Below are 24,018 nucleotides of genomic sequence, written 5' to 3' on the forward strand. Positions count from 1 at the left end.
GCGTCATGGAGGTCGTGTGGCTCATGCGGCGGTCAGGCCGCCGTCGATGACGAGCTCGCTGCCCGTCACGTAGCGCGATTCATCGCTGGCGAGGTACAGAATGCCGTTGGCCACGTCGACGGCCGTGCCCGCGTGGCCGAGCGGTGCGCCGGCCCGCCCCGCCATGCCGAGGACCGCGCGGCGCCAGAGCCGCTTCAGGCCAGCCACCATGCCCCCGCCGCCCGTCGGCTGCACGCGCGCATTCGTGCGCCAGATCGGCGTGTCGATGATGCCGGGGTGCAGCGAGTTGACGCGCACGCCATTGCGCGCGCGAGCGCACTCCAGCGCCACCGATTTCGAGAACAGGCGCACGCCGCCCTTGCTGGCCGAATAACCCGCAAGGCCCGGCGTACCGACGAGCCCGGCAACGGACGACACATTGACCACCGAGCCGCCACCCGAGCGCGACATCAGCGGCACGCCGTGCTTCACGCCCAGGAAAACGCCATCGAGGTTGACCGCGAGCTGTCGGCGCCATTCTTCGTGGCTCATCGCGAAGGTGTCGCCGGCCAGCGCGATGCCGGCGTTGTTGACCAGCACATGCAGCGCGCCGTGGGCCGCGATGACGGTGTCGATCACGTCGCGCCAGTCGGCCTCGCTCGCCACGTCGTGCGCCATGAACATGGCACGCCCGCCGGTGGCACGCGCCAGCCGCGCCGTTTCTTCACCGCCCAGGGTGTCGATGTCGGTGGCGACGACCGTCGCGCCTTCGGCGGCCAGCCGCAGCACTGTGGCGCGGCCGATGCCCGAAGCCGCCCCCGTCACCAGCGCCACCTTGCCGAACACGCGGCCGCTGGCGCGGTCCCAGACCGGACGTTCGGGCGGTGGCATGCAGACCACGGCGTTCATGCGGCGCTCCCAGGCTTGAGGAAGCGGCTCACGATCAGGCGCAGCATCGGCGCCTCGCGCTCGGGCTCGAAGCTCGCGTCGATGGCCAGCCGCGAGAACACGCCATCGATCAGTGCGGCGATCCAGCTCGCGGCCTGCGCCGGATCGAGTTGCGCATCGACCTGCCCGCGTGCCACCGCGCGACGCAACAGCGCGGCGATGGCGGCGCGCGTTTCTGCGTCGCTCGCGGCCGTCATGGCGCCGACGGTCGGGTTGCGCGCGGCCTCGGCGGCGATCTCCAGCGCCAGGCGCGCGTAGGCCTTGTCGGCCGCAAAGGCCATGACCACGTCGAGAAAGCCGAGCAGCGCCTCGAAGAGATCGGGCGCGTCTTCGAGCGTGGCGAAGTAGTCGGCGGCATCGCGCCGCTCTTCGTCGACGATGGCTTCGATGATCGCGCTCTTGCTGTCGAAGTAATGGAAGAGATTGCCCGGGCTCATGCCGGCCGCGGCGCAGATTTCTGCGGTGGTCGTGGCGTGGAAGCCGCGACGGGCGAAGCAGTCGCCGGCTGCTTCCATGATCTGGCGGCGCTTGGCCTGCTGGCGCTCGGGGTCAACTTTTCGCACGGGGTTGCTCGGGCTGGTGGGGCATGCCTCGATTATTAGACCAAGCGCTCGATCTATTATTAAGAAAACCTTCAGGCAGGACGGACACGGGGGTGGCGGCCGGCCGTTGCGCAGGCACGCGGTGTCGACTCACCCCGGGGCCCGCAATGGGCCTACCGTCAAGGCGACGGGGTCGAACGCGGATTGCCCGCGCCCCTGGCTGCGGCGCGCCGCCCCCGGTCTGCCTTGGGCAACACCGCCTCTTCGACCAAGCGCTCGGCGCGCGCCTGCAGGCGATGCAGCGAATCGTCGAAGCGCGCGGCATCGTCGGCGTCCAGCGCGCCCAGCAGCGCCGTATTGATCTGCGTGACCAGCGGAAAAAGCGCGTCGTACAGCGCCCTGCCCGCTTCGGTCAGGCCCAGCGCCACCTGGCGGCGGTCGCCCGCGCGGGCCACGCGCGAGACCAGTTGCTTGGCCACCAGCGAACCCACCGCCTTCGACGTGCGCGCCCGGTCGAGTTGGGCGTGCTCGGCCAGTTGCGACGAGCTCAGTTCGCCCCGGCTGGCCAGCACCGCGATCAGCCGCCATTCGCGCCGGGTGATGCCGAAGCGCCCCTCGCACAACCGGATCACCATGCTGCCCGCGACCGACAGCAGGCGCGACAGCCGGTACAGCAGCAGGTCGTCCAGCGGTCGGCGGGGGGCGTCGGTCATCGGGGCGAGGCCGGGTTAATCCGGTCAATGGTTGATTTGATCAATCGACTGTAGCGTCTACAGAATCGTCCGCAGCCGCGGCCACCCGCCGCGACGGCGCCGCACGAAAGAAAGCAACCGAGCCCCCGGAGACATCGCCCATGCCCCTGATTCCCGACCTGAACCGCCGCCATGCACTCGCCGCGCTGGGCGGCCTTGCCCTTGCGCCCGTCGCATCGCTCGCGCGGACTGAGCAGCCCTTCACGCCCGGCCAGCCGATCAAGGTGCTGATCGGCGTGCCCGCGGGCGGCACGCAGGACGTGCTGACGCGCGCCATCGCGCAGCAGGTGCGCGAGTCGCTGGGCCCGCTCATCATCGACAACCGTTCGGGCGCGGCGGGCCGCATTGCGGTCGAGGCCGTCAAGACGGCGCCGCCCGACGGCCACACACTGCTGCTGGGCACGGCCGGCATGATGACCATGTTTCCGGGCGCCTACCGCAACCTCTCGTACGACCCGATCAAGGACTTCGTGCCGATCATCAACGCGGCCCGCTTCGAGCTGGCCCTGGTCGTCAACAAGGACGTGCCCGTCAGCACGCTGGCCGAGTTCATCGCCTGGGCCAAGGCGCAGGGCGACAAGGTGAGCTTTGCCTCGTATGGCGCGGGCACGCCTTCGCACTTTCTGGGCGAGATGCTCAACCGCGCGGCCGGCCTGAAGATGGTGCACGTGCCCTACCGCGGCTCCACGCCCGCGCGGCAGGACGTGATGGGCGGCAGCGTGCCCGTGTACTTCGACACCATCGGCGGTGCGCAGCAGATGCTGCCCTCGGGCCGCGTCAAGGTGCTGGCGACCAGCGGCGAGAAGCGCTCGCCGCTCATGCCCAACCTGCCGAGCTTTGTCGAAGCCGGCTACAAGGACGTGGTCGCGACCGCATGGTTCGCCTACTACGCGCCGCTCAAGACGCCGCCGGCCACCATCGACAAGCTGCGCGCCGAATTCACCCGCGCCGTGAATGCGCGCGAGGTGCGCCAGCAACTGCTGCAGAACGGCATGTACCCCATTGCCGATGGCAGCGAAGCCCTGCTGAAGACCATGCGCGAAGACACCGCGCGCTGGACCGCCATCATGAAAGCCGTGAATTTCCAGGCCAACGATTGATTGATTGATCGAGATTGAACAAGGAGGAACCCTCACCATGCCGACCCCAGCCCCCATCACCCGCCGCCTTGCCACGCTGTTTGCCGCAGCGGGCCTCATGGCGTGCGTTGCCATCAACGCACACGCGGCACCGCTGCTCGACAGCCCGCTGCACATCGTCGTCGGCTACGCCCCCGGCGGTGCCACCGACCGCGTGGCGCGCGTCGTGGCCGACAAGCTCGGCGCCAAGCTGGGCGTGGCCGTCATCGTCGACAACAAGCCCGGCGCGGGCGGCCGCCTGGCGGCGCAGCAGGTGAAGATCACGCCCGCCAACCAGAACGTGCTGATGCTCGCCAACCCCGCCGTGATGGTGGTCGCGCCGCTCGTCTTCAAGGACAACAACTACGACGCCGAGCGCGACTTCGTGCCCGTGTCGCACGTCAACGACTACGACTTCGCGCTGTCCGTGTCGCCCACGCTGCCCGTGCGCGAGCTGAGCCACCTGCTCGCATGGATGCGCGCCAACCCCACGCAGGCCAACGTGGGCGTGCCGGCCACCGGCAGCCTGCCGCACTTCTTCGGCCTGATGATGGGCGAGAAGGCCAAAGTGCAGACCCAGGTGATCGGCTACCGCGGCTCGGCGCCGCTGCTGAACGACCTCATCGGCGGACAGGTGCCCATCGCCGTCGACACCGAAGACGTGGTGCTGCCCCAGCACACGGCCGGCAAGCTGCGCATCCTGGCGCTCTCGGGTGCCAAGCGCTCGCCGTTCGCGCCCGACATTCCGACCTTCAAGGAAGCCGGCCTCGACCTTGCCGCCACCGGCTGGAACACCTTTTTTGCGCCGACCAGCATGCCCAAGGACAAGATCGAGCGGCTGTCCACCGCCATCCGCGAAGTCATGCAAGACCCGGACACCCAGCGCAAGTTCAAGGACTCGGGCATGACGCCCGTGGTCAGCACGCAGGCGCAAACTGTCGCCATGCTCAAGGCCTACCGCGCACAGTGGGCACCCGTCGTGCAGAAGTCCGGCTACCAACCCTGAAGAACGAACGCGCCAGAGATATGACCAGACCCAACATCATCTTCATCGTGGCCGACGACCTCGGCTACGCCGACCTTGGCTGCTACGGCGGCCGCGATGCCGTGTTCGGCCCCGTGTCGCCCGTGCTCGACGGGCTGGCCGCGAACGGCCTGAAGCTCACCCAGGGCTACGCGAATTCGCCCGTGTGCTCGCCCACGCGGTTCGCGCTGATGACCGCGCGCTACCAGTACCGCCTGCGCGGCGCGGCCGAAGAGCCCATCCGCAGCAGCAGCCGCGGCAGCACCACGCTGGGCCTGCCGACCGACCACCCCACCCTGCCCTCGCTGCTCAAGGCCAGTGGCTACCAGACCGCGCTCATCGGCAAGTGGCACCTGGGCTACCCGCCCAGCTTCGGGCCGCTGCGTTCGGGGTACGACGAGTTCTTCGGCCCCATGTCGGGCGGCGTCGACTACTTCACCCACTGCGACTCCACCGGCCAGCACGACCTGTGGTTCGGCGAAGAAGACAAGAAGGAAGACGGCTACCTCACCGACATCCTTTCGAAGCGCGCCGTCGACTACGTGGAGCGCATGGCGAAGCAGGAGGCACCCTTCTTCCTGAGCCTGCACTACACCGCCCCGCACTGGCCCTGGGAGACCCGCGACGACGCGGAGAAGGCACCGGCCATCAAGGACAACCTGTTCGACCTGGCCGGCGGCAACATCCACGTGTACCGCCGCATGATCCATCACATGGACGAAGGCATCGGCTGGATCATGGCCACGCTGCAAAAGCACGGCATGGCCGACAACACCCTCGTGGTGTTCACCAGCGACAACGGCGGCGAGCGCTTCTCGGACAACTGGCCGCTGGTCGGCGGCAAGATGGACCTGACCGAAGGCGGCATCCGCGTGCCATGGATCGCGCACTGGCCCGCCGTGATCGCCAAGGGCGGCGAGAGCGCACAACTGTGCATGACCATGGACTGGTCGGCCACCATGCTCGACGCGGCCGGCGTGAAGCCCGATGCGGCCTACCCGCTCGATGGCGTGTCCCTCCTGCCCGTGTTGAAAGACGCGACGCACAGCTTTCGCCGGCCGCTGCACTGGCGCATGAACCACCGCGGCCAACAGGCGCTGCGCGACGGCGACTGGAAGTACCTGCAGGTCGATGGTAACGAGTACCTGTTCAACATTCCGGCGGACGAACGCGAGCGCGCCAACCTGGGCAAGAAGCAGCCCGAGCGCCTGGCCGCCATGCGTGCTGATTGGCTCGCATGGAATGCGACCATGCCCGCGATTCCGGACGATGCGACCGTGAGCCTGGGTTACTCGGTCAAGGACATGCCGCAGCGTTGAGACAGCACTGCGCGCTGGGCCCGCTCGAGGGCTGCGGCGCGCATGGCCGACAACGCGGGGATTTGGCAGAAAACGCCGTTGCACAGCTATATCGGCCAAGCAACCGCAAGCGAAACTGGCGCGCATGACAACCCATGCCGCTATGCAGCAGGCCACGCTGCTTGCCACTTCCTTGCCTCTCGGCACGGTGGACGCCCGCCCTGCCAGAGGGTCCATCAAGAACCTTCCCGTCAATCTGTTCGCGGCCGTGATGGGCCTCTCGGGCCTTGCCATGGGCTGGCGCTTTGCGCACACCGCATTCGGCGTCAGCCGAGTGGTCGCCGATGCGATCGGGCTCTTCGCCACCTTCTTGTTCGTCGTGCTCGCCATCGGATATGGCGCCAAGCTGCTGCGGCACCCGGCCGCTGTGAAGGCCGAGTTTCACCACCCGATCGCCGGCAATTTCTTCGGCACCATCGCCATTGCGCTGCTGCTGCAATCGGCCGTGCTGGGCGTGTACGACAGCACGCTCGGCCACGTGCTCTGGACCATCGGCACCGTCCTTACGCTCCTGCTGGCCCTGCATGTCGTCTCGCGGCTGCTCGGTGGCAACGGCGACCCAAAGCACGCGGTGCCTGCGTGGATCATTCCGGGCGTCGCCGCGCTCGACATCGTGGTCACGGGCAGCCACGTGCCCATGGCCTGGGCCGGCGAGGTGCTGCTGCTGTCGATTGCCGTGGGCTCGGTGCTCGCGCTCGTGATGTTCACGATGATCTGCACGCGGTTGATCCAGCACGAGCCGCTTGCGCCTGCGATGACGCCTTCGCTGATGATTCTTGTCGCGCCGTTCGAAGTGGGGTTCACGGCATACACGAACCTCACGGGGCGGGTGGATCAGTTCGCGGGGCTGCTGTTTTACTTCGGGCTTTTTCTGTTCGTGGCGCTTGCGCCGAAGGTGTTTCGCAGGAGCGTTCCGTTTGGGGCTGGATGGTGGGCGATCAGCTTTCCGCTGGCTGCGATGGTGAATGCGGCGTTGAAGTACGCGTCTGTGCATCCGACCTTGCCGTTGAGGCTGCTGGCGGGGGTGTCGCTGGTGGCTCTAACTGCGGCGCTTCTGGTGTTGATGGTTCGGACGCTGCATATTCTTTTCAATGGGCGGTTGCTGGCGAATTGAGGTGGCGAAGCGTGGCTCCAGGGTCTCGACCACGAGAGCACCGGGTTGTGCGTGGCGATGGATTGCGTGGTCACGATCTTCGAATGGGCGCAGCCGAGTGGGTCTGGCAACGCGGTTGTCTTCGACTGACGGCTCGGGATTGATTGCCGCCCTTTAGTCACGGCATTCGACTGTCGCCTCTGGGCCCGAAGCCGACGGTGGACTTCGGTCGCAGAGCGGTCATTGATTTTTTAGCGCGATTGGATCGCGCAGCCCGACCCGGGCTCTTGAGTGCCCGGTCCACGCCAGCTTGCAGGGTATAGTTTGCCCAATCAAGGTTTGCCGGGTTTCGCGGATTTTTATATTTGAGTGTTTGGACAGCAGAAGCGGTGAAGACCAAGCCTGCAAACCACTTTCAGGGGGAATGAGTGTCCAAAACATCCCGTACCACCTAGCTTATTCCGCAGGTTTTTCGGGATACATAGCGTTAGAGCGCACAAACACGATTCACCACGCACGAAGAGTAGCCATCAATGTCAAAAGTCAATTTAGACGCGCTTATCCCTCGTGAAGACTTTGAAGTCGAGGACGTCATCAGCTCTGGCAAGAAGAAGGAAGCAATCTCAATTGAGGACATCAAGAACGATTCGTTCTTCTTCACCAATCTACGGAAGCCTGACTTTCAGCGCGAGACGAATGAGTGGGAACCAGAGAAAGTTGCCGAACTTGTTCGCAGCTTCGTGAGCGGCGATCTGATTCCCGCAATCATTCTTTGGCGAAGTTCAGGTGGCTACCTATTCGTCATTGATGGCAGTCATCGATTGAGTGCTCTCGCGGCCTGGGTCAATGACGACTACGGTGACGGCATGGCCTCCAAGCTCTTCTACGATGGCATCGTCCCCGACGAGCAACTAGAAGTCGCGGATACGACGCGAAAACTAGTAGAGCGGACCGTAGGCCCTTACACAGATTTCAGACTGGCACTAACCAACCCAACAAAGGTAAAGTCAGAGATCGTGCAGTTCGCAAAGAATCTTGGCGCACTTGCAATACAACTCCAGTGGGTTGAAGGTGATGCACGTAAAGCGGAACAATCCTTCTTCAAAATTAACCAGCAGGCCGCGCCAATCGACAAGACAGAGCTGCGACTTCTCGAAGATCGAAGAAAGCCTACTAGCATCGCGGCCCGAGCCATCATCCGCAGCGGCAAGGGTCACAAGTACTGGTCCAATTTTGCTGCGGTAAGGCAGGACGAAATTCAGAAGCTTGCGGCTGAGATCAACCAAATCCTCTTTACGCCACCACTTCAGAATCCAATCAAGACATTGGACCTACCGCTAGCAGGAAAGCTTTACTCCGGTCAAACGCTTCCCCTCGTCGTTGACATGATCAGCATCGTGGTCGAAGACACTGCCAAAGGTGAAGATGACTCATCGGGCGAAAAGACGATCGCTGTACTCAAGAAGGTGCGTCGAATTGCATATGCGCTAAACAGCACCCATGCGTCATCGCTGGGCCTTCATCCTGCTGTCTATTTCTACTCGCAGGAGGGACGCTACAAGAGTTCTGCCTTTCTTGCGATGGTGAATTTCGTAGCCAAGTTGATTCAATCGAATCACATCAACGAATTCGTCGACGTTAGACGAGAGTTCGAGCGCTTCATTTTGGAATACGACTATCTCGCTCAGCAGATCAATCGCAAGCATCGAACCGCTCAACGCAGCTATCCATACGTCTCCAATTTCTTCGAGCATGTCGTGGAAGGTCTACGCCGCGCGGAGAAAGACACAGCAATCATCAAGAAGATTAGAAAACTCGAAGAGTTCAACTTCATCACTGATCAAAGGCCTCCTATCCGCAAGGGAAAGGCCGGTGAAAAATTTACTGGTGAAGCCAAGAGCGCCATCTATCTCAGAGAGGTTCTACAAGGCGCTCCCCGATGCAAGATTTGTGGCGCAGCAGTGCATCGCAACGCGATATCTATCGACCACGTGCATCGCAGGGCAGAGGGAGGAACCGATGACCTCGGCAACGGGCAGCTAACTCATCCCTACTGCAACACTGGCTACAAACACTAGGTGCGCTCTAACCCTTGAATCGAGTGGACGTGCCCCGGCAAGCCGGGTCACGCCTCTCATCTCAAACATTGAGCGGCTGCTTCTGGCCGCAAGACGCCTTTCTATACGAGACGACCGGTGTCCAAGAGGTATCCGACGAAGTCGTCGTGAAGACCTTCGCCAAGTCGGTGTCCGTGCTCATCAACCACATAGAGACGCCCCTTTTCCGCAAGGGATGTCCGCCATCCAGCGCCGTCAGGAACGAAACACACAGGCCACGTAAGCACTCCGAAAAGACCTTCGATACCGTTTCTTCGCTCACTCCACCGGCAACAAGCGCATTACGAATCTCGTGATATGGCTGTTCGGCTTCTACCCACTTAAGGTTTGCCTCCCGATCAGTAAGAGCCTTGGAGGCAATTGTGGTCCAGGACTCCATTGCCGTGGCCAAGTCCTCGAATAGGTCCGTTTTTTCGTCATGAAATTCCTTGTTGGGCGGCGCGACGAATGCCCGCTGTTGGCCGAATAAAGACTTCAAGGCCCGCGCCCGTTTTTTCTCGGTAGACCATCATTCGGCGGTTGCTTCTTGGGCTTTGGTGACGGAAGCTGTTCGTCGTTCTCCGAGTTCAGTGCCGCTGACAGATCAGCAGGGGGCAGTCGTTTCATCAGGGCCTCGACTTCCCGCGAATACCCACGATCGTTCGGCTCAACACCACGCTGCGCTTTCCTTTTGTATTGCTGCGCGAAAGCCGTCAGTTCAGCACTCATGCGGTTGGTACGTCGGGACATCAGTCAAATCCTAGCGAGCGTTGATTTAGAAGATGGTGGTTTGAACACCATGCATTCCGATCGTCCACTTCTGGCTGCCTTAGGTCTTCGCCAGAAGTGCATCTGCATCCCCGCTTCACCCTTCCAGTCCGCAAATACTGCGACCAGGTGGCGGTGCGTACCTTAGCAGCCGATGTGGTGCCAGTGACCGTCGTTGCTGAAGCAGGAAAGTGAACTTGGCGTAGTCGCTCTTCGCTTGACCATACCCAGTTGCCATCCGTCCGGCCATTCTTCAGCCAGAGAGAGGCTGGACAGTGGCCATTGATTGCCGCCAAGCGTGCGACCGCGAACAGCGCGGAGGGTCTTGAGAACTTCCACTCGACCTCAGCTAAAACAGCCCCCGCTGCGACGTCGTCAAAGCCATGAAGCTTTCTCCAATAGGCTGAAGAATGGCATCGGCAAGCGGCTGAAGCTGCTTGGTCAGATAGTGTTCGTAGTCAATGCGCGAATGGCGGGTTTCCAGTGGCTCTGGCCCGTTCTGGGTCATGACGTATTGAATCCAGCCGCCTTTCTGATACTGCTTGGGCCGGCCGACCCGCCCGTTGTGTTCGTCGGCGATGCGAGCGGCCCGGACCTGTGGGGGCACGTTGACCAGGTAGGCATCGAGTTGATGGCGCAGGCGCTTCCGGTAGACGAGCAGGTCATCCTTGGCGCCAGCCAGCGTCGATCTCGCGTAGTCGGTCACGAACTCCTTGTAGGGCTCGCCTTGAAAGATGCGTGACAGCAGCCCCTCCTGGAACTGGCGCGCCAAAGGAGTCCAGTCGCTGCGGGCCATCTCGAGGCCGCGGTAGACCATCTCCTCCTTGCCCGTGGCATCCGCACTCAGGCCCGCGTAGCGCTTCTTGCTGCCGACCTCCGAGCCGCGAATGGTGGGCATGAAGAACTTCCTGTAGTGGGTATCGACCTCGATCTCCAGAAAGCTCCGCAGGCCCTGCTCCTCTCGCAGCGTGCGCGCCCACCAGTCATTGATATCAACCGCCAGGCTTGCCGCGACGGCATGCGCCTCTTCGTTGGTGTGGGTACGCCTGAGCCAGATGAAGATGGAATCGGTGTCGCCGTAGATGGCTTCGTAACCTCGCTTCTCCACGAATTCGCGCGTGAGCCTCATCATTTCGTGCCCACGAAGGGTGACCGCGGACACCAGCTTGGGATTGAAGAACCGGCACTCGGACGCACCCAGCACGCCGGCAAAGGAGTTCATGAGCAGCTTCAGGGCCTGCGACAGCGGCTCGTTCTTCGCCCGCTTGGCCTCGTCCCGTGCGCGCCAAAGCGTGGTCACGATCTCCGGCAGGCAGTGCTTGTCGCGCGAGAAGACGGTCCCCTGTGGTCCCTTGACGAGCATGGTCGAGTCGCTGGCGTTCGTGCCCTCGACGAGGCCCACCGGATCGACAAGGAAGGTCCGGATGATCGAGGGGTAGAGGCTCTTGTAGTCCAGCACCACGACGGAGTCATAGAACCCCGGCTTCGAGTCCATCACGTACCCGCCGGGATAGGCCTTGCTCGGAATCTCGCCCACATTGGGCGCCACGTAGCCCAGGCGATGCATTCGCGGCAGGTAGTGGTGGCTGAACGCGGCGATGGAGCCGCCGAAGTGGTCGATCTGCAGGCCTGTGGTCTGGGCCCGCTCCATCGCGAATTGCAGCAGCTTCGCCTTGTCGAAGATGCGCAGGACCAGCTCGCAGTCGCGGATGTTGTAGAGCGCGAGCGCAGGCTTGTCTTCCTGGTACCGCCGTTCGATCTCGGCCATCTTGTCGTACTCGTCGCCGATGGCCTTGCCCTCGCCCAGCAGCGCTTGCGAGACAGTCTCGAGGCTGAAAGACGGGAAGCTCCACACCGCCGCCTTGAGTGCGTCGATGCCATCGATGATGACCCGGCCCGGCGTGGGCGCGAACAGGTAGCCCTGCTTGCCCGGATGGGTTCGCCATTCGATGGGGCGACGCTCCCGTCCCAGGAGGAGCTGCACGCCGCAGTCGTTGGCTGTCTTCTGCAGTACGCGCAAGTCGAACTGGATGACGTTCCAGCCGATGAGCACGTCCGGGTCGTTCCGCTCGAACCAGTCGTTGAGCCTCTCGATGATGGCCTTGCGGGTCGGGCAATAGACGAGCGAGAAGGCCATGGGCTCGTTCGGCTCGGTTTGCGGCTCCGGTGGCGCTTCGCCCAGCATGAAGACGACGCGCTCCTGCATGCCGTCCAACGCAATGGAATAGAGCGCTTCGTGCTGGCTGGTCTCGATGTCCAGCGACACGACCTTCAGCGTCGGCCGGAATTCGGGCGCGGGCTTGAGCCTACAGTCGACGATGGTGGAGCGCTCTGCGCGCCCTCCTTCCACCAGAACGCCGGCAGTGATGAAGCGTTCCATCAGGTAGCGGTCGTGTGGGCGCACGTCGGCTTCGAGCAGAGGAATGCCCTGAGCCTGGAGCGCGCGTGCCAACCGGCCGAGCTGGCGAAAGTGCTTCGCGTAGACACCGAAGACGGCTTCCTGATGGAAGGTCTTGAGCTCGAGCTCACGCAGCTGCATGCCCGGCATGGCCGCAAGATGAGCTTCGACTGCGGACCTGTGCCGGGTGGCGACGAACGCAACGCTGCTGCGGGAGGTCAGGACCACTTTTCTTGGCCCCGCGTCGGTTGCCAGCCAATACTCGATCTCCGTGCCGGCGGGAGCATCCCGCCAGTGGCGCGTGAGGATGAAGCCCTTGAGTTCAGTGGGTGTCACGGGAGCTTGGAGAGAGAGTCGGATAGAGCGGAGCGGCAGACTTGGGCATGGGCGATTTTCGCCTGCCGATGCTCAGCTGCTATCGGCGGGCGTTCTCGCTCGGAGTGGCATCAAGCGGTCGTTCGGCCCCGCGGGTTGCGCGCAATCGGGCGACTTCGTTCCCCATTTTTTGACCGAGCGGTTTGGAGTTCTTTGAATGCCTTTGAGACGCCGGCCATCAGGGGCAAAAACCCGCCCGCTTGCTAGCCGTCTCGATCCGTGGCACAAGCTCACGCTCGACTTGTTCCTTTCCTTATGAGGTAAACCCACCGTGTGTGATCTGAACGACCAGGAAGAACTCAAGAAGTACACCCGCCGCGACTTCGGTACGCTGGCCGCATCCGCCGGACTGCTGACCGCGTTGCCCAGTGTGGCCAACGCCGTGGCTGTTGCCGAGCGCGAGGTGAGCATCGCCACGGCAGATGGCACTTGCGACGCGTACTTTGTCGCCCCCACGTCGGGGCCGGCGCCCGGTGTGCTGGTGTGGCCCGACGTGTTCGGCCTTCGCCCGGCCTTCAGGCAAATGGGGCGGCGGCTGGCCGAATCAGGCTACAGCGTGCTGGTGGTGAACCCCTTCTACAGGCAAAAGAAAGCGCCCACTGCAGCGCAGGGCGGCCAGACGCCCATCGCCGAGGTGATGCCGCTGATGCAGGCCCTGACGCCGGCCATGCACCTGAGCGACGGCAAGGCCTTCGTGACCTGGCTCGATGCCCAGCGAGAGGTGGACAAGGCGCGCAAGCTGGGTACCACCGGCTATTGCATGGGTGGCCCCATCGCGGTGCGCACCGCCACCGCGGCCCTTGGCCGCGTGGGCGCGGTCGGAACCTTCCACGGCGCCGCCATGGTGACCGCAGCGCCCGACAGCCCCCATCGCCTGGTGGCCCAGACGCAGGCACGCTACCTGATTGCAGTGGCCGAGAACGACGACGCCAAGGACCCCGAAGCCAAGGTCGCGCTGCGCGCCGCGTTCGACAGCGCGAAGCTGTCGGCCGAGGTGGAGGTGTACCCGGCAGCCCACGGCTGGTGCCCGCCCGACACACGGGTCTACGACGCAACCCAGGCCGACCGCGCCTGGACGCGCCTGCTGGCGACATTCAGCACGGCACTGGCTTGATCGCAGCAATGCAAATCGGCTGGTGAACTTGCCCGGGCAGGCTGCAGCCCGCAGGCGGTGCCTCGACGTGACTACTTCGGCGTGAGCCGATACAAGCCGCCCTCGCGGTCGTCCTCGATCAGCCACAGCGCGCCATCCGGTGCCTGCTCGACGGCGCGGACGCGAAAGCCGACCGTCCAGTGCTCCGCCGGTGTCGCGATCGCGCCGTGCACCTCGATACGGTGCAGGGCACGGCTCACGAGGCCGGTCGCGAACGCCGAGCCCTTCCATTTCGGAAACATCGCGCCGCTGTAGAACATCAGGTTGCCGGGCGCGAGGACAGGCGTCCAATAGATCACGGGCTTGGCGAGGTCGGGGCGCGTGTCGGGGCTTGCAATGGGCACGCCGTCGTAGTTCACCGCATAGGAGACGAGCGGCCAACCGTAGTTCTTGCCCGGCTCGATCAGGTTGAGTTCGTCGCCACCACGCGGCCCATGTTCGAGCTCCCAAAGGCGGCCATCGGGCGCGAACGCAAGGCCGTAGGGCGTGCGATGCCCCGAAGACCATATCTCGGACGGCGTCAGATTGGGGCCATCAAAAACATAGGTGCGCACCACCGGCGCGGTCTTGGCGGCCTCCGTATCCCTTGGTGGATCGATCACCGGCACCGATCGTGCACCGGTCTTGCCCTCCATGGGGTTGCCGGGTGCGGGCTTGCCGTCGAGGGTCAGTCGCAGGATCTTGCCGGCCGGTTGGTTCGGGTCCTGCGCGGGGGTGAAGCGCTGCCGATCGCCGGCCGTGAGAAAGAGAAACTTCTGGTCCGGCGAAAAGGCCACGGCGGCGCCAACCTGGCCGCCCTTGCCCTTGATCGGGTCGTGCCAGATGACCTTCAGGTCCTCCAGCGAAGCAGTGCCGGCGCCGATCTTGAGCGTCGCACGCGCGAGCGCCAGGCTCGAGGTGCCCCGCTCTTGGCCGGGCTCCGAATAGGTCAGGTAGATCGCGCCATCGCTCGAATACGACGGGGACAGGTAAACGCCGAGCAGGCCGTTCTGGTTCTCGTACAGCACCGGCGGCACCCCGGTGACTTCGAGCTTCTGCCCGGACTGGGTCGCGAGGAAGAGCTTGCCGATTTTCTCGGTGATCAGCATGCGTCCATCCGGCAGGAAGGCGATGCGCCATGGCAAGTCGAACTGCGCGACCTTCGTGAGCTTGAACGGCGGCGATGGGGTCGGTGCCAGAGTTCCTGCGTTGATTTGCGCAACCACGGGCGTTGCACCGAGGAGCAACCAGGGGATGAGTCCGGACTTCAGGAGTTGCATGCTTCACTCGTCGGTTGGTGGTGCGAAGAGTATCCGGCGATCGTGAAGGGAGTGCCAGGCGCCGGGCTATCGGAGCGGCGAGCATCGAGCCCGACTCTCTGGGACGCCCGCCGGTGCGGCGCCAACGCGCTCGCAACCGGCGAAGAAGAAAACCGAAGGTGCCGTTACGCGTCGGCCGTCAACGGCATGCCGTCGCGCAGCACCTTGATCACACCGATCACATCTTCATCCGCTTGCCCGCGCCGCATGGCTTCGCCGAACACGACGCGGTTGGTACGCGCAGCCGGCAGCCACAAGCCAAGCGCCTCGGCCTCATCGCACACGAAACCGATGTCCTTGAACGCCTGGCTGATCGCGGCCTGCCGCTCGAAGTCATCCGTCAACAGCTTGGGCGCCTTCATGCGCAGCACGTCGTTGGCGAGCGGGCCGGCCTGCGCCATTTCGAGAAACTGCCGCAGGTCGAGCCCGATGGCGGCGGCGAAGTGCACGGCCTCGGTGATGGCCTCGAAGCTGGCGATCAACAACAGGTTGTTGGCCAGCTTCATCCGCATGGCGCCGGGCACGGCGCCGCAACGCACGGTGCGCTTGCCGATGGCGTCGAAGGCGGGTTGCAGTGCATCGAGCTGCACCGGGTCGGCCGCCGCGGCCAGCACGACGAGCTGGCCTGTCTGGGCCGGCGTCTTCGAGCCCGAGACGGGTGCCTCCACATAGCGCGCACCGGCCGCCACCACGGCACGTTCGAGCGCGATCGAATACGCGGGCGCCACTGTGGCCATGAGCACGAGGGTCTTGCCTTCGACGGGAATGCCGATGCGTCCGTCGGCATCGCGGCCGAGCACGGCGTCGATCTCCTTGTGGCCCGGCAGCATCAGGATGGTCGCGTCGCTGGCCGCGATGGCTTGCGCCGCACTGGCCGCAACCGCAATGCCCGCTTCGCGCAAGGGCTCGCAGCTTTCGGGGCGACGGCTGAAGACCGTCACGTCGAGCCCGGCCTTCTTCAGGTTGCGCGCGATGGGTTCGCCCATCACGCCGATTCCGATCACACCTATCTTCATGATTTCCTTTCAGGGGAGATCAAATCTAGGCGACTCGGCTGTTCTCATAAAATGAATTATTCAGAATGAATCGTTCGGACAAGGCGAATCGATGGAACTCTCCGACCTGCAGGTTTTCAAGGCGGTGGTGCAAACGGGCGGCATCGTTCGCGCGGCGGAGTCGCTGCATCGGGCGCAGTCGAGCGTCACCGCCCGTATCCAGGCGCTGGAAGAAAAATTGGCGGCGCCGCTGTTCATTCGCGAAGGCCGGCGGCTGCAGCTGGCGCCAGCCGGCCGCGTGCTGCTGCAGTACGCCGACCGCCTGCTCGACCTGGCGAAGGAAGCGACCGAAGCAGTAAAGCTCGACCAGCCTTCCGGCGTGCTGCGCCTGGGCGCGATGGAAAGCACGGCGGCAGTGCGCCTGCCGCAACCGCTGGGCGTGTTCCACGACGCGCACCCCGACGTGACGCTCGAGCTGTACATCGGCGACCCGACGGATCACACGCGGCAGGTGCTCAACGGTGAACTCGACGCGGCGCTCATCGCCATTCCGGCATCGGACAAGCGGCTGGCCTCGGTGCCCGTCTATGAAGAAGAGATGGTGCTGATCTCTGAAGCGAAGCATCCGCCGATTGCATCGCCGCGCGACATCGACGCGACAAAGGCGCTGCTGGCCTTTCATCCGGGGTGCCCGCACCGCAAGCGTTTTGAAGACTGGTTCGCGCGCTCGCGGGTGGCGCCACGGCAGATGGTTGAGATGGGCTCGTACCACGCGATCCTGGGTTGCGTGGCGATCGGCATGGGCGTGGCGCTGGTGCCGGCCAGCGTGCTCGGCACGTATGCCGAGCGCGCGCAGCTCGGGGTGCACACGCTGAGCCCGAAGTTCCGTCATGCGCAGACGCGGCTGATCTGGCGCAGGGATGCGCCGCAGGCGAAGATCGTGGCGCTCAGGAAGGTGTTGGTTGAGCAAGGTGGCAAGAAGGCTGCACGCTGAAATGAGAAAAGGGAGGCGAGTCCCGGACCCGCCTCCCTTCTTCGATCAACGAACGCTCAGGACTTCTTGCCGAAATCCAGTGCGCCGGTCAGGTCACCCATGGGGTGCGAGCCGTTCTTGGACAGCGCGGTGTCGCGGTCGTTCAGGCCCTGCAGCACTGGCAGCGACCAGCGGTGCGTGATGAAGCGCAACGTCGAGGCGGTGTCGTACTGGGTCTTGTCGACGAAGCCCTTTTTCGAGAACGGCGAGACGATGAGCGCCGGGATGCGGGTGCCAGGGCCCCAGCGGTCGCCCTTGGGCACAGCGGCGTGGTCGTAGAAGCCACCGTTTTCGTCGTACGTCACGATCACCAGCATGTTCTTCCACTGCGGGCTTGCCTGCAGCTTGGTCAGCAGATTGGCGATGTGCGCGTCGCCGTCGGCCACGCTGGCATAGCCCGCGTGCTGGTTCAGGTTGCCTTGGGGCTTGTAGAAGCTCACGGCAGGCAGCGTGCCAGCAGCCACGTCGCTGAGGAAGTCTTTGTCGAAGTCCTTCAGGTGAGCGGCACGGGCGTCCGGATGGGCAGACGGATCGAAGGCTGCGTAGTAGTTGAACGGCTGATGGTGGAACTGGAAGTTGGGCGTCTGCGCCGCGGGCGGCACGGCTGCCGGGAACTTACGGTCGCTCGTCGCAATGGCGGTGGTGTCCTTCCACGCGCCACCGTACCAGGCCCAGCTCAACCCCTTCGCCGTCAACAGGTCGCCGATGGTGGTCTGCGTCTGCGGTGGCAGGGTCGTGGCCTTGCTCGGGTCGGCGAAGAGCTTGCTGGTATCGCTGGCCGCGGATGCATTGCCGCTCGGCTGATAGGGCGGCTGCATGGTGTTGACGGCGTAGAAGTTGCCAGCGGCGTCCTTCGGCGTCAGCGTGCTGTCGTTCACATACGTCGGTGCGGCAGTGAGCACGGAGGCCGCTGCGTTGCTTGCAGGTGTAAGGCGCACGAAGTTGCCGTTCGAGTCCGTGTCGATGGCCGAGATCGAGGCCTTGGCCGGTGACGTGCTTGCATCGGCATTCGGGTACTGCGGCGCGCACGCGCACACCAGGTACTGGTGGTTCAGGAACGAGCCACCGAATGCACCCATGAAGAAGTTGTCGGCCAGCGTGAATTGCTGGGCCACCTTCCACAGTTGCATCTGGCTGCCGTCGTAGTAGCCCATGCTGAGGCCACCTGCGTCGGAGTAGGCGGTGAACTTGTCGTTCTTGCCGCCGTTGATCTGCATCTGGTTGTTGTAGAAGCGGTGAACCAGATCGCGCGAAATGACGGTCTGGTCGATCTTTGTGCCGGTGTTGAAGAAGCCGCCCGGAGCGTCGATCTGGAACATCTTGTTGGGCATGCCCACAGTCTGCTGCTGCGTGATCGTGACGGTCTGGCCACCCGCGGTGACACCACCCCAGACCGGCGGCAGGTTCGGCAGCGTGGAGCCGTCGAAGTCTTTCTGCGGCTCGGGCGTGGAGGTCGACGACGTGGGGTTCACGCCTGGAATGCCGTTGGCGCCGGGATACAGGCCGTACAGATTGTCGAAGCCACGGTTTTCCGCGTAGATCACGACCACGTTGGTGATCTGGTCGAGCGCGAAGCGGTTGCGCAGGGCAGCGATCAGATTGCCGCTGGTGCCGGCTTCGGCCACGGCCTCGGCGATGCGCTCGACGGACTGGTCGATCTCGGTCTGCAGCGCGGTCTTGACGGCGGCATCGCTGACCTTGTTGTGGTCAGCCAGCAGTTGGGCTTCGCTCACGCCGATGCGCGCAGCCAGCGCGGTGCGCGCGGCAGCGAGGTCACCACCGTTGGCGTCCATCAGCGCCACGAGTTCGGTACTGATGGCGCTCACGACACCGTTGGCGCCGGCCGGGGCACGGAACACCAGCGGCTGAGTCACGGCGCTTTCGGTGTTGGTGACCGGGTCGAAGCGCTTGCTGGATGTGCCGATCTCGACCACCACGGCGCCCTGGCCACTGAGCGTAAAGGCGCCGTTGGCATCGGTCGTCGTGCTGGCTTCACCGGCATCGCAACGGCCATTGTTGTTGGCGTCGATGCAGACCTTGGCGTTGCGGTAGTAGCTGCCGGTCACCACGCCCGAGGTGGACGCCGTATTCCCGCCACCAGAAGGCAAAGGGAAGAAGCTCGAGTTGCTGTCGCTGCCGCCGCAGGCAACGACCATCGCCGCCGCGGCAATGGCCGTGGGCCAGGGAGCCAGTTGACGTACGAGTTTGCGACCGCGTGCAGACACGCTGCTGCTTTGGGTAGGGGTCATCATGTGTGGAGTTATGAGATGTGGATGAGCCAGACCGGCGGTCAGGCGGCGTGATGCTCGGCGGACCCCGTGACAGCCATGTTGCAATTCGTCGTACATCGGACTTGCTAATTCAGGCCTAAGAAATCTCCGCTTTCGGTGTCACGCCGCTGACATGCACCAGACCTAGCCTCGATTTCTCCCCTCGTGGCCCCGCCCGCCGACTCCTGCTTCACGTGCTCCCGACGATCCGTTCTCTTCGCCGCCTGGCTTTGCTGGCCGCGTCTCCCCTGCTCTGTGGCCTGCTCGCAGCTTGTGACCGCGAAGCGCCGACACCCGGCTCCACGTCGCAGGTGCAACAGGCACCCACAACCGCCGCAGTCACGCCTGCACAGCCAGCATATGTCGGCGCGACCTATGCCACCGTGCCAGGCCGCCCGCAACCCAGCGCGGCACAACTTACCGACATTGGGCGTCGCATCTTTTTCGACGGAAGCCTCTCGGCTACGGGCACAGCCTCGTGCGCGAGCTGCCACGACCCGAAGCACGCATGGGGTCCACCCAATGCGCTCTCGGTACAACTCGGCGGTGCCGATGGCCGGCAGGAAGGTCCACGCGCCGCGCCCTCACTGCGCTATCTGGAAACGCTGACGGCGTTTTCAGAGCACCACCACGACAACGATGGCGATGACAGCATCGACGCCGGCCCCACCGGTGGGCACATGTGGGACGGTCGTGCCGGCTCGGCCCACGAACAGGCCGGCATGCCATTGCTGTCGCCTGCAGAAATGGGCAATGCATCGATCGAGGACGTGGCCGCAAAGCTCGAACGTGCGGCCTACGCAAGTGATCTGAGCAAGGCTTTCGGCGACGATGTTTTCAAGAATCCAAAGGCCGCGTTCGACGCGGCAGGCCTCGCGCTCGAAGTGTTCCAGCAGTCGCCACAAGACTTCTATCCGTTCACGAGCAAGTACGACGCGGTACTGCGCGGCCAAGCCAAGCTCAGCGTCGCCGAGGCGCGCGGGCTGAAGGTATTCAACGACGAGAGCAAGGGCAACTGCGCCTCGTGCCACATCAGCGAGCGTACGCAGGACGGCGCATTTCCGTTCTTTACCGACTTCGGATTGATCGCGCTCGGCGTGCCGCGCAACCGCAAGCTCAAGGCCAATGCAGACCCGGCGTTCCACGACCTCGGGCTGTGCGGGCCGTACCGCACCGACATGAAGGACCATCCCGAGTACTGCGGACTGTTTCGCACGCCCACCCTGCGCAACGTGGCTGTGCGGCAGAGCTTCTTTCATAACGGGGTTTTCCACACGCTGGAAGAAGCCATCCGCTTTTACGCACAACGCGATACCGCGCCGCAACGCTGGTACGCCCATACAGCCCAGGGCATCGTGCAGAAGTACGACGATTTGCCAGCCCAGTACCACGCGAACGTGAATACAGAGGCGCCGTTCGGGCAAAAGCGCGGTGAAAAGCCCTCGTTGACCGAAGCGGAGATCCGCGACGTGGCGGCCTTCCTGCGCACACTGACAGACGCGGACCAGAAGAACGCGCCGGTCACCACCGCAGCGCGATAGCCCGACGGCGGTGCCTCAACCGCCGCCCATGCGCTCGATGTTCTCGTTGACCCGAAGCAGCATCGCCGCCAGCTGCTCGACCTCGGCCTGAGAGAAACCCGCCAGCGCCTCCTGCGTGTGCGCGTCCATCAGCGCCTTCGCCTTCGGCAGACGCTTGGCGGCCAGCGGCGTCAGCGATATGAGGCGGCTGCGCTTGTCCGCCGGGTCGTCCACGCGCTCGACCAGACCGTCGCGCTCCATGCGGGTCAGCAGCTGGGCCATGCTGGGTTGCTCGACCTGCGCGATGCGCGCGAGCTCTGCCTGCGACAGCGCCTTGCGTATCTTGAGCGACACCAACACAGGCAACTGACCCACCGCAAAGCCGAGCTCGCGCAGGCGGCCGTCGACGATCCGCGCGAACCCGCGGTTGGCCTGGCCGATGAGCTTCAAGGGATTGGGGGCTTGGGGTTCTGTCATGCGCCGCATTCTATCTTCATAGGTTCCTATGCTAATATGAATAGGAACCTATCCTTTTACTGGAGCATCCAGAATGCACACACATCCACGCATTGCCATCATCGGCGCGGGCCCCGGCGGGCTCACGCTGGCGCGCATCCTTCATCTCGCCGGCATTCCCGCCACCGTGTTCGAGCGCGATGAAAGCCCGCTCGCTCGACCGCAGGGCGGCACGCTCGATCTTCACGAAGACTCCGGGCTGCTGGCGCTGCAACGCGCCGGGCTCGACGACGCGTTCCAACGCATCGCGCGCTACGACGACCAGGGCTCGCGCCTGCTGGACATGTCCGGCCACCTGCTGTTCGAAGAGGCCGACACCAGCGCCGGCAACCGCCCCGAGGTCGACCGCACCGCGTTGCGCGACATGCTGCTTGCCTCGCTGCCGGCGCAGTGCGTGCAGTGGGGCCGCGCACTGCGCGCGCTCAAGCGCCGGGACGATGGCTGCTGGCACCTCGACTTCGCCGAGGGCGAGGCCGGCCCCTTCGACCTGGTCGTCGGGGCCGACGGCGCCTGGTCGTGCGTACGCCCTCTTCTGTCGCGCTACAAGCCGCAGTACAGCGGCCTGACTTTCATCGAGTTCGGCATCGACGATGTGGATGCACGCCACCCGGCACTCTCGCGGCTGGTCGGACGGGGCAAGCTGGGGGTGGAAGGCGGTGGCAAGGAAATCATCGCGCAGCGCAACGGCAACGCGCACATCCGCGGCTACGCGATCTTTCGGGTGCCATCGGACTGGGCGGCGAAACGCTTCGACTTCGCCTTGCCCGCCTCGGTGCGAAGCGCGCTGCTCGAAGAGTTCGCCGACTATGACGATGCGATCACCGATCTCTTTCGCGCCAGCAACGACCTGTTCGTGGCACGCCCCATCCATGCGCTGCCGGTGGGCCATTGCTGGACCCACCGGCGCGGGCTGACGCTGCTGGGCGATGCCGCGCACGTGATGTCGCCCTTCGGCGGCGAAGGCGTGAACGCCGCGATGCGCGACGCGGTCGAGCTGGCCGCGTCGCTTGCCGGGGAAGACGATTGGGGAGGCGCCGTGGCCACTTACGAAACGCAGATGTTCGAGCGCGTGATCGATGCCGCGCAGGGTTCGGCCGAGGCGGCCGCCGTCCAGATGTCGCACATCGGGGAGGCGCTGGCGCTGGAGCATCTCCGACAGCACAGCAGCAACAACAGCAACGTCGCCGCCTAGCGCTCGTTCATCCCGGTGGAGGCACCTGGATGTCTATCGGTTTGACTTTATTTTAGATATATCTAAAATAATTCAGATACACATCAAGAAGGACTTCCACCATGAGACATTTCCACTCCAACCACCACCACTGCCACGCCGCCCGCGGCGAGCATGAAGACGGCCTGACCGGCGGGCGCGAGCACCGCGGTGGACGCGGTGGCGGCGGTGGCGGACGCGTGTTCGGCCACGGCGGCCTGCGCTTCGTGCTGCTGCAACTCATCGCCGACAAGCCGGCCCACGGCTACGAGCTGATCAAGGCCATCGAAGACCGCCTTGGCGGCAGCTATGCACCGAGCCCCGGCGTGGTCTACCCCACGCTCACGCTGCTCGAAGAACTCGGCTATCTCAGCGTGGAAACCGCCGACAACGGCGGCCGCAAGCGCTACAGCATCACGGACAGCGGCCAGGAATTCCTGGCGGCCAACCGCGAAATGGCCGACGCGATGATGGCCCGCATGACGGGCGGCGTCGACGGCGCCGGCCCGCGCGGCGGCCGCCCGCCGCAGGTCACGCGCGCCATCGAAAACCTCAAGCTCGCGATGCGCATGCGTCTGTCGGGACCGCCCCTCACCGAACAACAAGCCCACGATTTCGCCGCGGTGCTCGACAGCGCCGCCCAACAACTGGAACGCATCTGACATCTTCTGAAATGACCGACTTCACCACCACATCCACCACCATCCCCGACCGCATGCCGCGCCGGGTACGCCACGACCTGCGCTTTCGCCAACTCACGGTGAAAACCGCGCAGCGCGTGACGCCGCACCTGATCCGCATCACGCTGACGGGCGACGACCTCGCGGGCTTCACCAGCCCCGGTTTCGACGACCACGCCAAGATCTTCTTTCCCGATGCGGCCACCGGCCAGCTGACGCTGCCGACGGCCGGCCCCGATGGCCCCGTGTGGCCCGCCAGCGGCCGCCCGACCATGCGCGACTACACGCCGCGCCGCCATGACGCCAAGGCCGGCACGCTCGAGATCGACTTCGCGCTGCATGAAGCCGGCCCGGCCACGCAATGGGCCGAGCAGGCCAAGCCCGGCGACATCGTCGGCGTGGGCGGCCCGCGCGGCTCGTTCATCGTGCCGACCGCGTTCGACTGGCACCTGCTGATCGGCGACGACACCGCCCTGCCCGCCATCTCGCGCCGCCTGGCCGAACTGCCGGCCGGCGCACGCGCAGTCGTGCTGGCGGAGGTCGACAGCGAAGCCGACCAGATTCCGTTCGAGACGCAGGCCGAACTCACGCTGCAATGGGTGCACCGGCGCGGCGTCGAGCCGGGGCTGAGCCCCGTGCTGGTCGATGCGCTGAAGGCGATGAAGCTGCCGGCCGGCGACTTCCATGCATGGGTGGGCTGCGAATCGGCGATTGCCAAGGCGCTGCGCGCTCACCTCGTGGGCGAACGCGGTGCCAATCCGAAGTGGACCCGGGCGTCGGGCTACTGGCGGCGCGGCGCGGCGGCGACGCACGATTCGCACGACGAGTGATTCGTCTTGCTCCTTCCCCCTCTGGGGGAAGGTTGGGATGGGGGCAAGCGGCGTTGGTTCGG

General features: G+C 64.6%; 21 protein-coding genes. 11 read left to right on the forward strand and 10 right to left on the reverse strand.

Going from position 1 to position 24,018, the window contains the following annotated elements:
- Positions 1-21: 21 nt before the first annotated feature.
- The 3 genes from ACGLHS_RS23505 to ACGLHS_RS23515 all read right to left on the reverse strand — a co-directional run bounded on the left by ACGLHS_RS23505 (position 22) and on the right by ACGLHS_RS23515 (position 2,182).
- Positions 22-888 carry an SDR family oxidoreductase gene (locus ACGLHS_RS23505; RefSeq protein WP_394483711.1) on the reverse strand — a complete coding sequence of 289 codons (867 nt, stop codon included), beginning with the start codon at positions 886-888 and terminating at the stop codon, positions 22-24.
- Complete coding sequence (locus tag ACGLHS_RS23510; RefSeq protein ID WP_394483713.1) at positions 885-1,490, reverse strand: TetR/AcrR family transcriptional regulator; 606 nt, start codon at positions 1,488-1,490, stop codon at positions 885-887. The genes ACGLHS_RS23505 and ACGLHS_RS23510 overlap by 4 nt, the downstream gene beginning before the upstream one ends.
- A gap of 158 nt (positions 1,491-1,648) precedes the next feature.
- Complete coding sequence (locus tag ACGLHS_RS23515; protein ID WP_394483715.1) at positions 1,649-2,182, reverse strand: MarR family winged helix-turn-helix transcriptional regulator; 534 nt, start codon at positions 2,180-2,182, stop codon at positions 1,649-1,651.
- Between the two features lie 140 nt (positions 2,183-2,322).
- Between ACGLHS_RS23515 and ACGLHS_RS23520 the strand changes: the two genes are divergently transcribed.
- From ACGLHS_RS23520 to ACGLHS_RS23540, 5 genes are all read left to right on the forward strand, one after another.
- Entirely contained in the window at positions 2,323-3,321 is a 999-nt protein-coding gene (locus ACGLHS_RS23520) for a Bug family tripartite tricarboxylate transporter substrate binding protein (RefSeq protein WP_394483717.1), read from the forward strand.
- 37 nt (positions 3,322-3,358) lie between these two features.
- Positions 3,359-4,345 carry a Bug family tripartite tricarboxylate transporter substrate binding protein gene (locus tag ACGLHS_RS23525; protein ID WP_394483719.1) on the forward strand — a complete coding sequence of 329 codons (987 nt, stop codon included), beginning with the start codon at positions 3,359-3,361 and terminating at the stop codon, positions 4,343-4,345.
- 20 nt (positions 4,346-4,365) lie between these two features.
- On the forward strand, positions 4,366-5,682 hold the full coding sequence (locus ACGLHS_RS23530) for a sulfatase (protein WP_394483721.1): 1,317 nt from the start codon (positions 4,366-4,368) through the stop codon (positions 5,680-5,682).
- A gap of 124 nt (positions 5,683-5,806) precedes the next feature.
- The gene (locus ACGLHS_RS23535) at positions 5,807-6,835 is read left to right on the forward strand and encodes an SLAC1 anion channel family protein (RefSeq protein WP_394483722.1); all 1,029 of its coding nucleotides are present in this window, start codon (positions 5,807-5,809) and stop codon (positions 6,833-6,835) included.
- Between the two features lie 512 nt (positions 6,836-7,347).
- On the forward strand, positions 7,348-8,892 hold the full coding sequence (locus ACGLHS_RS23540; protein WP_394483724.1) for a DUF262 domain-containing protein: 1,545 nt from the start codon (positions 7,348-7,350) through the stop codon (positions 8,890-8,892).
- A gap of 61 nt (positions 8,893-8,953) precedes the next feature.
- Here the strand turns inward: ACGLHS_RS23540 and ACGLHS_RS23545 are convergent, their stop codons facing one another.
- The 3 genes from ACGLHS_RS23545 to ACGLHS_RS23555 all read right to left on the reverse strand — a co-directional run bounded on the left by ACGLHS_RS23545 (position 8,954) and on the right by ACGLHS_RS23555 (position 12,412).
- Positions 8,954-9,409: a hypothetical protein gene (locus ACGLHS_RS23545; RefSeq protein WP_394483726.1), complete on the reverse strand. Its 456-nt coding sequence runs from the start codon at positions 9,407-9,409 to the stop codon at positions 8,954-8,956.
- Positions 9,406-9,639, reverse strand: a complete 234-nt coding sequence (locus ACGLHS_RS23550) for a hypothetical protein (protein WP_394483728.1) — start codon at positions 9,637-9,639, stop codon at positions 9,406-9,408. Before ACGLHS_RS23550 ends, ACGLHS_RS23545 begins: the two co-directional genes overlap by 4 nt.
- A 388-nt stretch (positions 9,640-10,027) precedes the next feature.
- On the reverse strand, positions 10,028-12,412 hold the full coding sequence (locus ACGLHS_RS23555) for a DNA polymerase II (protein ID WP_394483730.1): 2,385 nt from the start codon (positions 12,410-12,412) through the stop codon (positions 10,028-10,030).
- 310 nt (positions 12,413-12,722) lie between these two features.
- Here ACGLHS_RS23555 and ACGLHS_RS23560 point away from each other — a divergent pair, with 310 nt between their 5' ends.
- A complete protein-coding gene (locus ACGLHS_RS23560; RefSeq protein ID WP_394483732.1) occupies positions 12,723-13,565 on the forward strand; it encodes a dienelactone hydrolase family protein in 843 nt (280 codons plus the stop codon).
- Positions 13,566-13,636: 71 nt separating this feature from the next.
- Here ACGLHS_RS23560 and ACGLHS_RS23565 read toward each other — a convergent pair whose 3' ends face one another.
- Both ACGLHS_RS23565 and ACGLHS_RS23570 read right to left on the reverse strand, forming a co-directional pair.
- On the reverse strand, positions 13,637-14,863 hold the full coding sequence (locus ACGLHS_RS23565) for a PQQ-dependent sugar dehydrogenase (protein ID WP_394483734.1): 1,227 nt from the start codon (positions 14,861-14,863) through the stop codon (positions 13,637-13,639).
- 164 nt (positions 14,864-15,027) lie between these two features.
- On the reverse strand, positions 15,028-15,918 hold the full coding sequence (locus ACGLHS_RS23570; protein WP_394483736.1) for an NAD(P)-dependent oxidoreductase: 891 nt from the start codon (positions 15,916-15,918) through the stop codon (positions 15,028-15,030).
- Positions 15,919-16,009: 91 nt separating this feature from the next.
- Between ACGLHS_RS23570 and ACGLHS_RS23575 the strand changes: the two genes are divergently transcribed.
- Complete coding sequence (locus tag ACGLHS_RS23575) at positions 16,010-16,891, forward strand: LysR family transcriptional regulator (protein WP_394483738.1); 882 nt, start codon at positions 16,010-16,012, stop codon at positions 16,889-16,891.
- A 56-nt stretch (positions 16,892-16,947) separates the two neighbouring features.
- On the opposite strand, the gene acpA is transcribed toward ACGLHS_RS23575, so the two are convergent.
- Positions 16,948-19,086: an acid phosphatase gene (gene acpA / locus ACGLHS_RS23580; protein WP_394484336.1), complete on the reverse strand. Its 2,139-nt coding sequence runs from the start codon at positions 19,084-19,086 to the stop codon at positions 16,948-16,950.
- 308 nt (positions 19,087-19,394) lie between these two features.
- On the opposite strand from acpA, the gene ACGLHS_RS23585 reads away from it, so the two are divergent.
- Positions 19,395-20,741 (forward strand): cytochrome-c peroxidase, encoded by a 1,347-nt coding sequence (locus ACGLHS_RS23585; protein WP_394483740.1) that lies wholly within the window; start codon positions 19,395-19,397, stop codon positions 20,739-20,741.
- Positions 20,742-20,756: 15 nt separating this feature from the next.
- Here ACGLHS_RS23585 and ACGLHS_RS23590 read toward each other — a convergent pair whose 3' ends face one another.
- Positions 20,757-21,197 carry a MarR family winged helix-turn-helix transcriptional regulator gene (locus ACGLHS_RS23590; protein ID WP_394483741.1) on the reverse strand — a complete coding sequence of 147 codons (441 nt, stop codon included), beginning with the start codon at positions 21,195-21,197 and terminating at the stop codon, positions 20,757-20,759.
- Between the two features lie 73 nt (positions 21,198-21,270).
- Between ACGLHS_RS23590 and ACGLHS_RS23595 the strand changes: the two genes are divergently transcribed.
- The 3 genes from ACGLHS_RS23595 (at position 21,271) to ACGLHS_RS23605 (ending at position 23,956) form a co-directional block, all read left to right on the forward strand.
- On the forward strand, positions 21,271-22,428 hold the full coding sequence (locus tag ACGLHS_RS23595; protein ID WP_394483743.1) for an FAD-dependent oxidoreductase: 1,158 nt from the start codon (positions 21,271-21,273) through the stop codon (positions 22,426-22,428).
- Positions 22,429-22,529: 101 nt separating this feature from the next.
- Entirely contained in the window at positions 22,530-23,108 is a 579-nt protein-coding gene (locus ACGLHS_RS23600; RefSeq protein ID WP_394483745.1) for a PadR family transcriptional regulator, read from the forward strand.
- Between the two features lie 11 nt (positions 23,109-23,119).
- Positions 23,120-23,956, forward strand: coding sequence for a siderophore-interacting protein (locus ACGLHS_RS23605; RefSeq protein ID WP_394483747.1), 837 nt, complete (start codon positions 23,120-23,122; stop codon positions 23,954-23,956).
- Positions 23,957-24,018: the final 62 nt, after the last annotated feature.

Source organism: Variovorax sp. VaC1 (assembly GCF_043658315.1).
In the GTDB taxonomy this organism is placed as follows: domain Bacteria; phylum Pseudomonadota; class Gammaproteobacteria; order Burkholderiales; family Burkholderiaceae_C; genus Variovorax.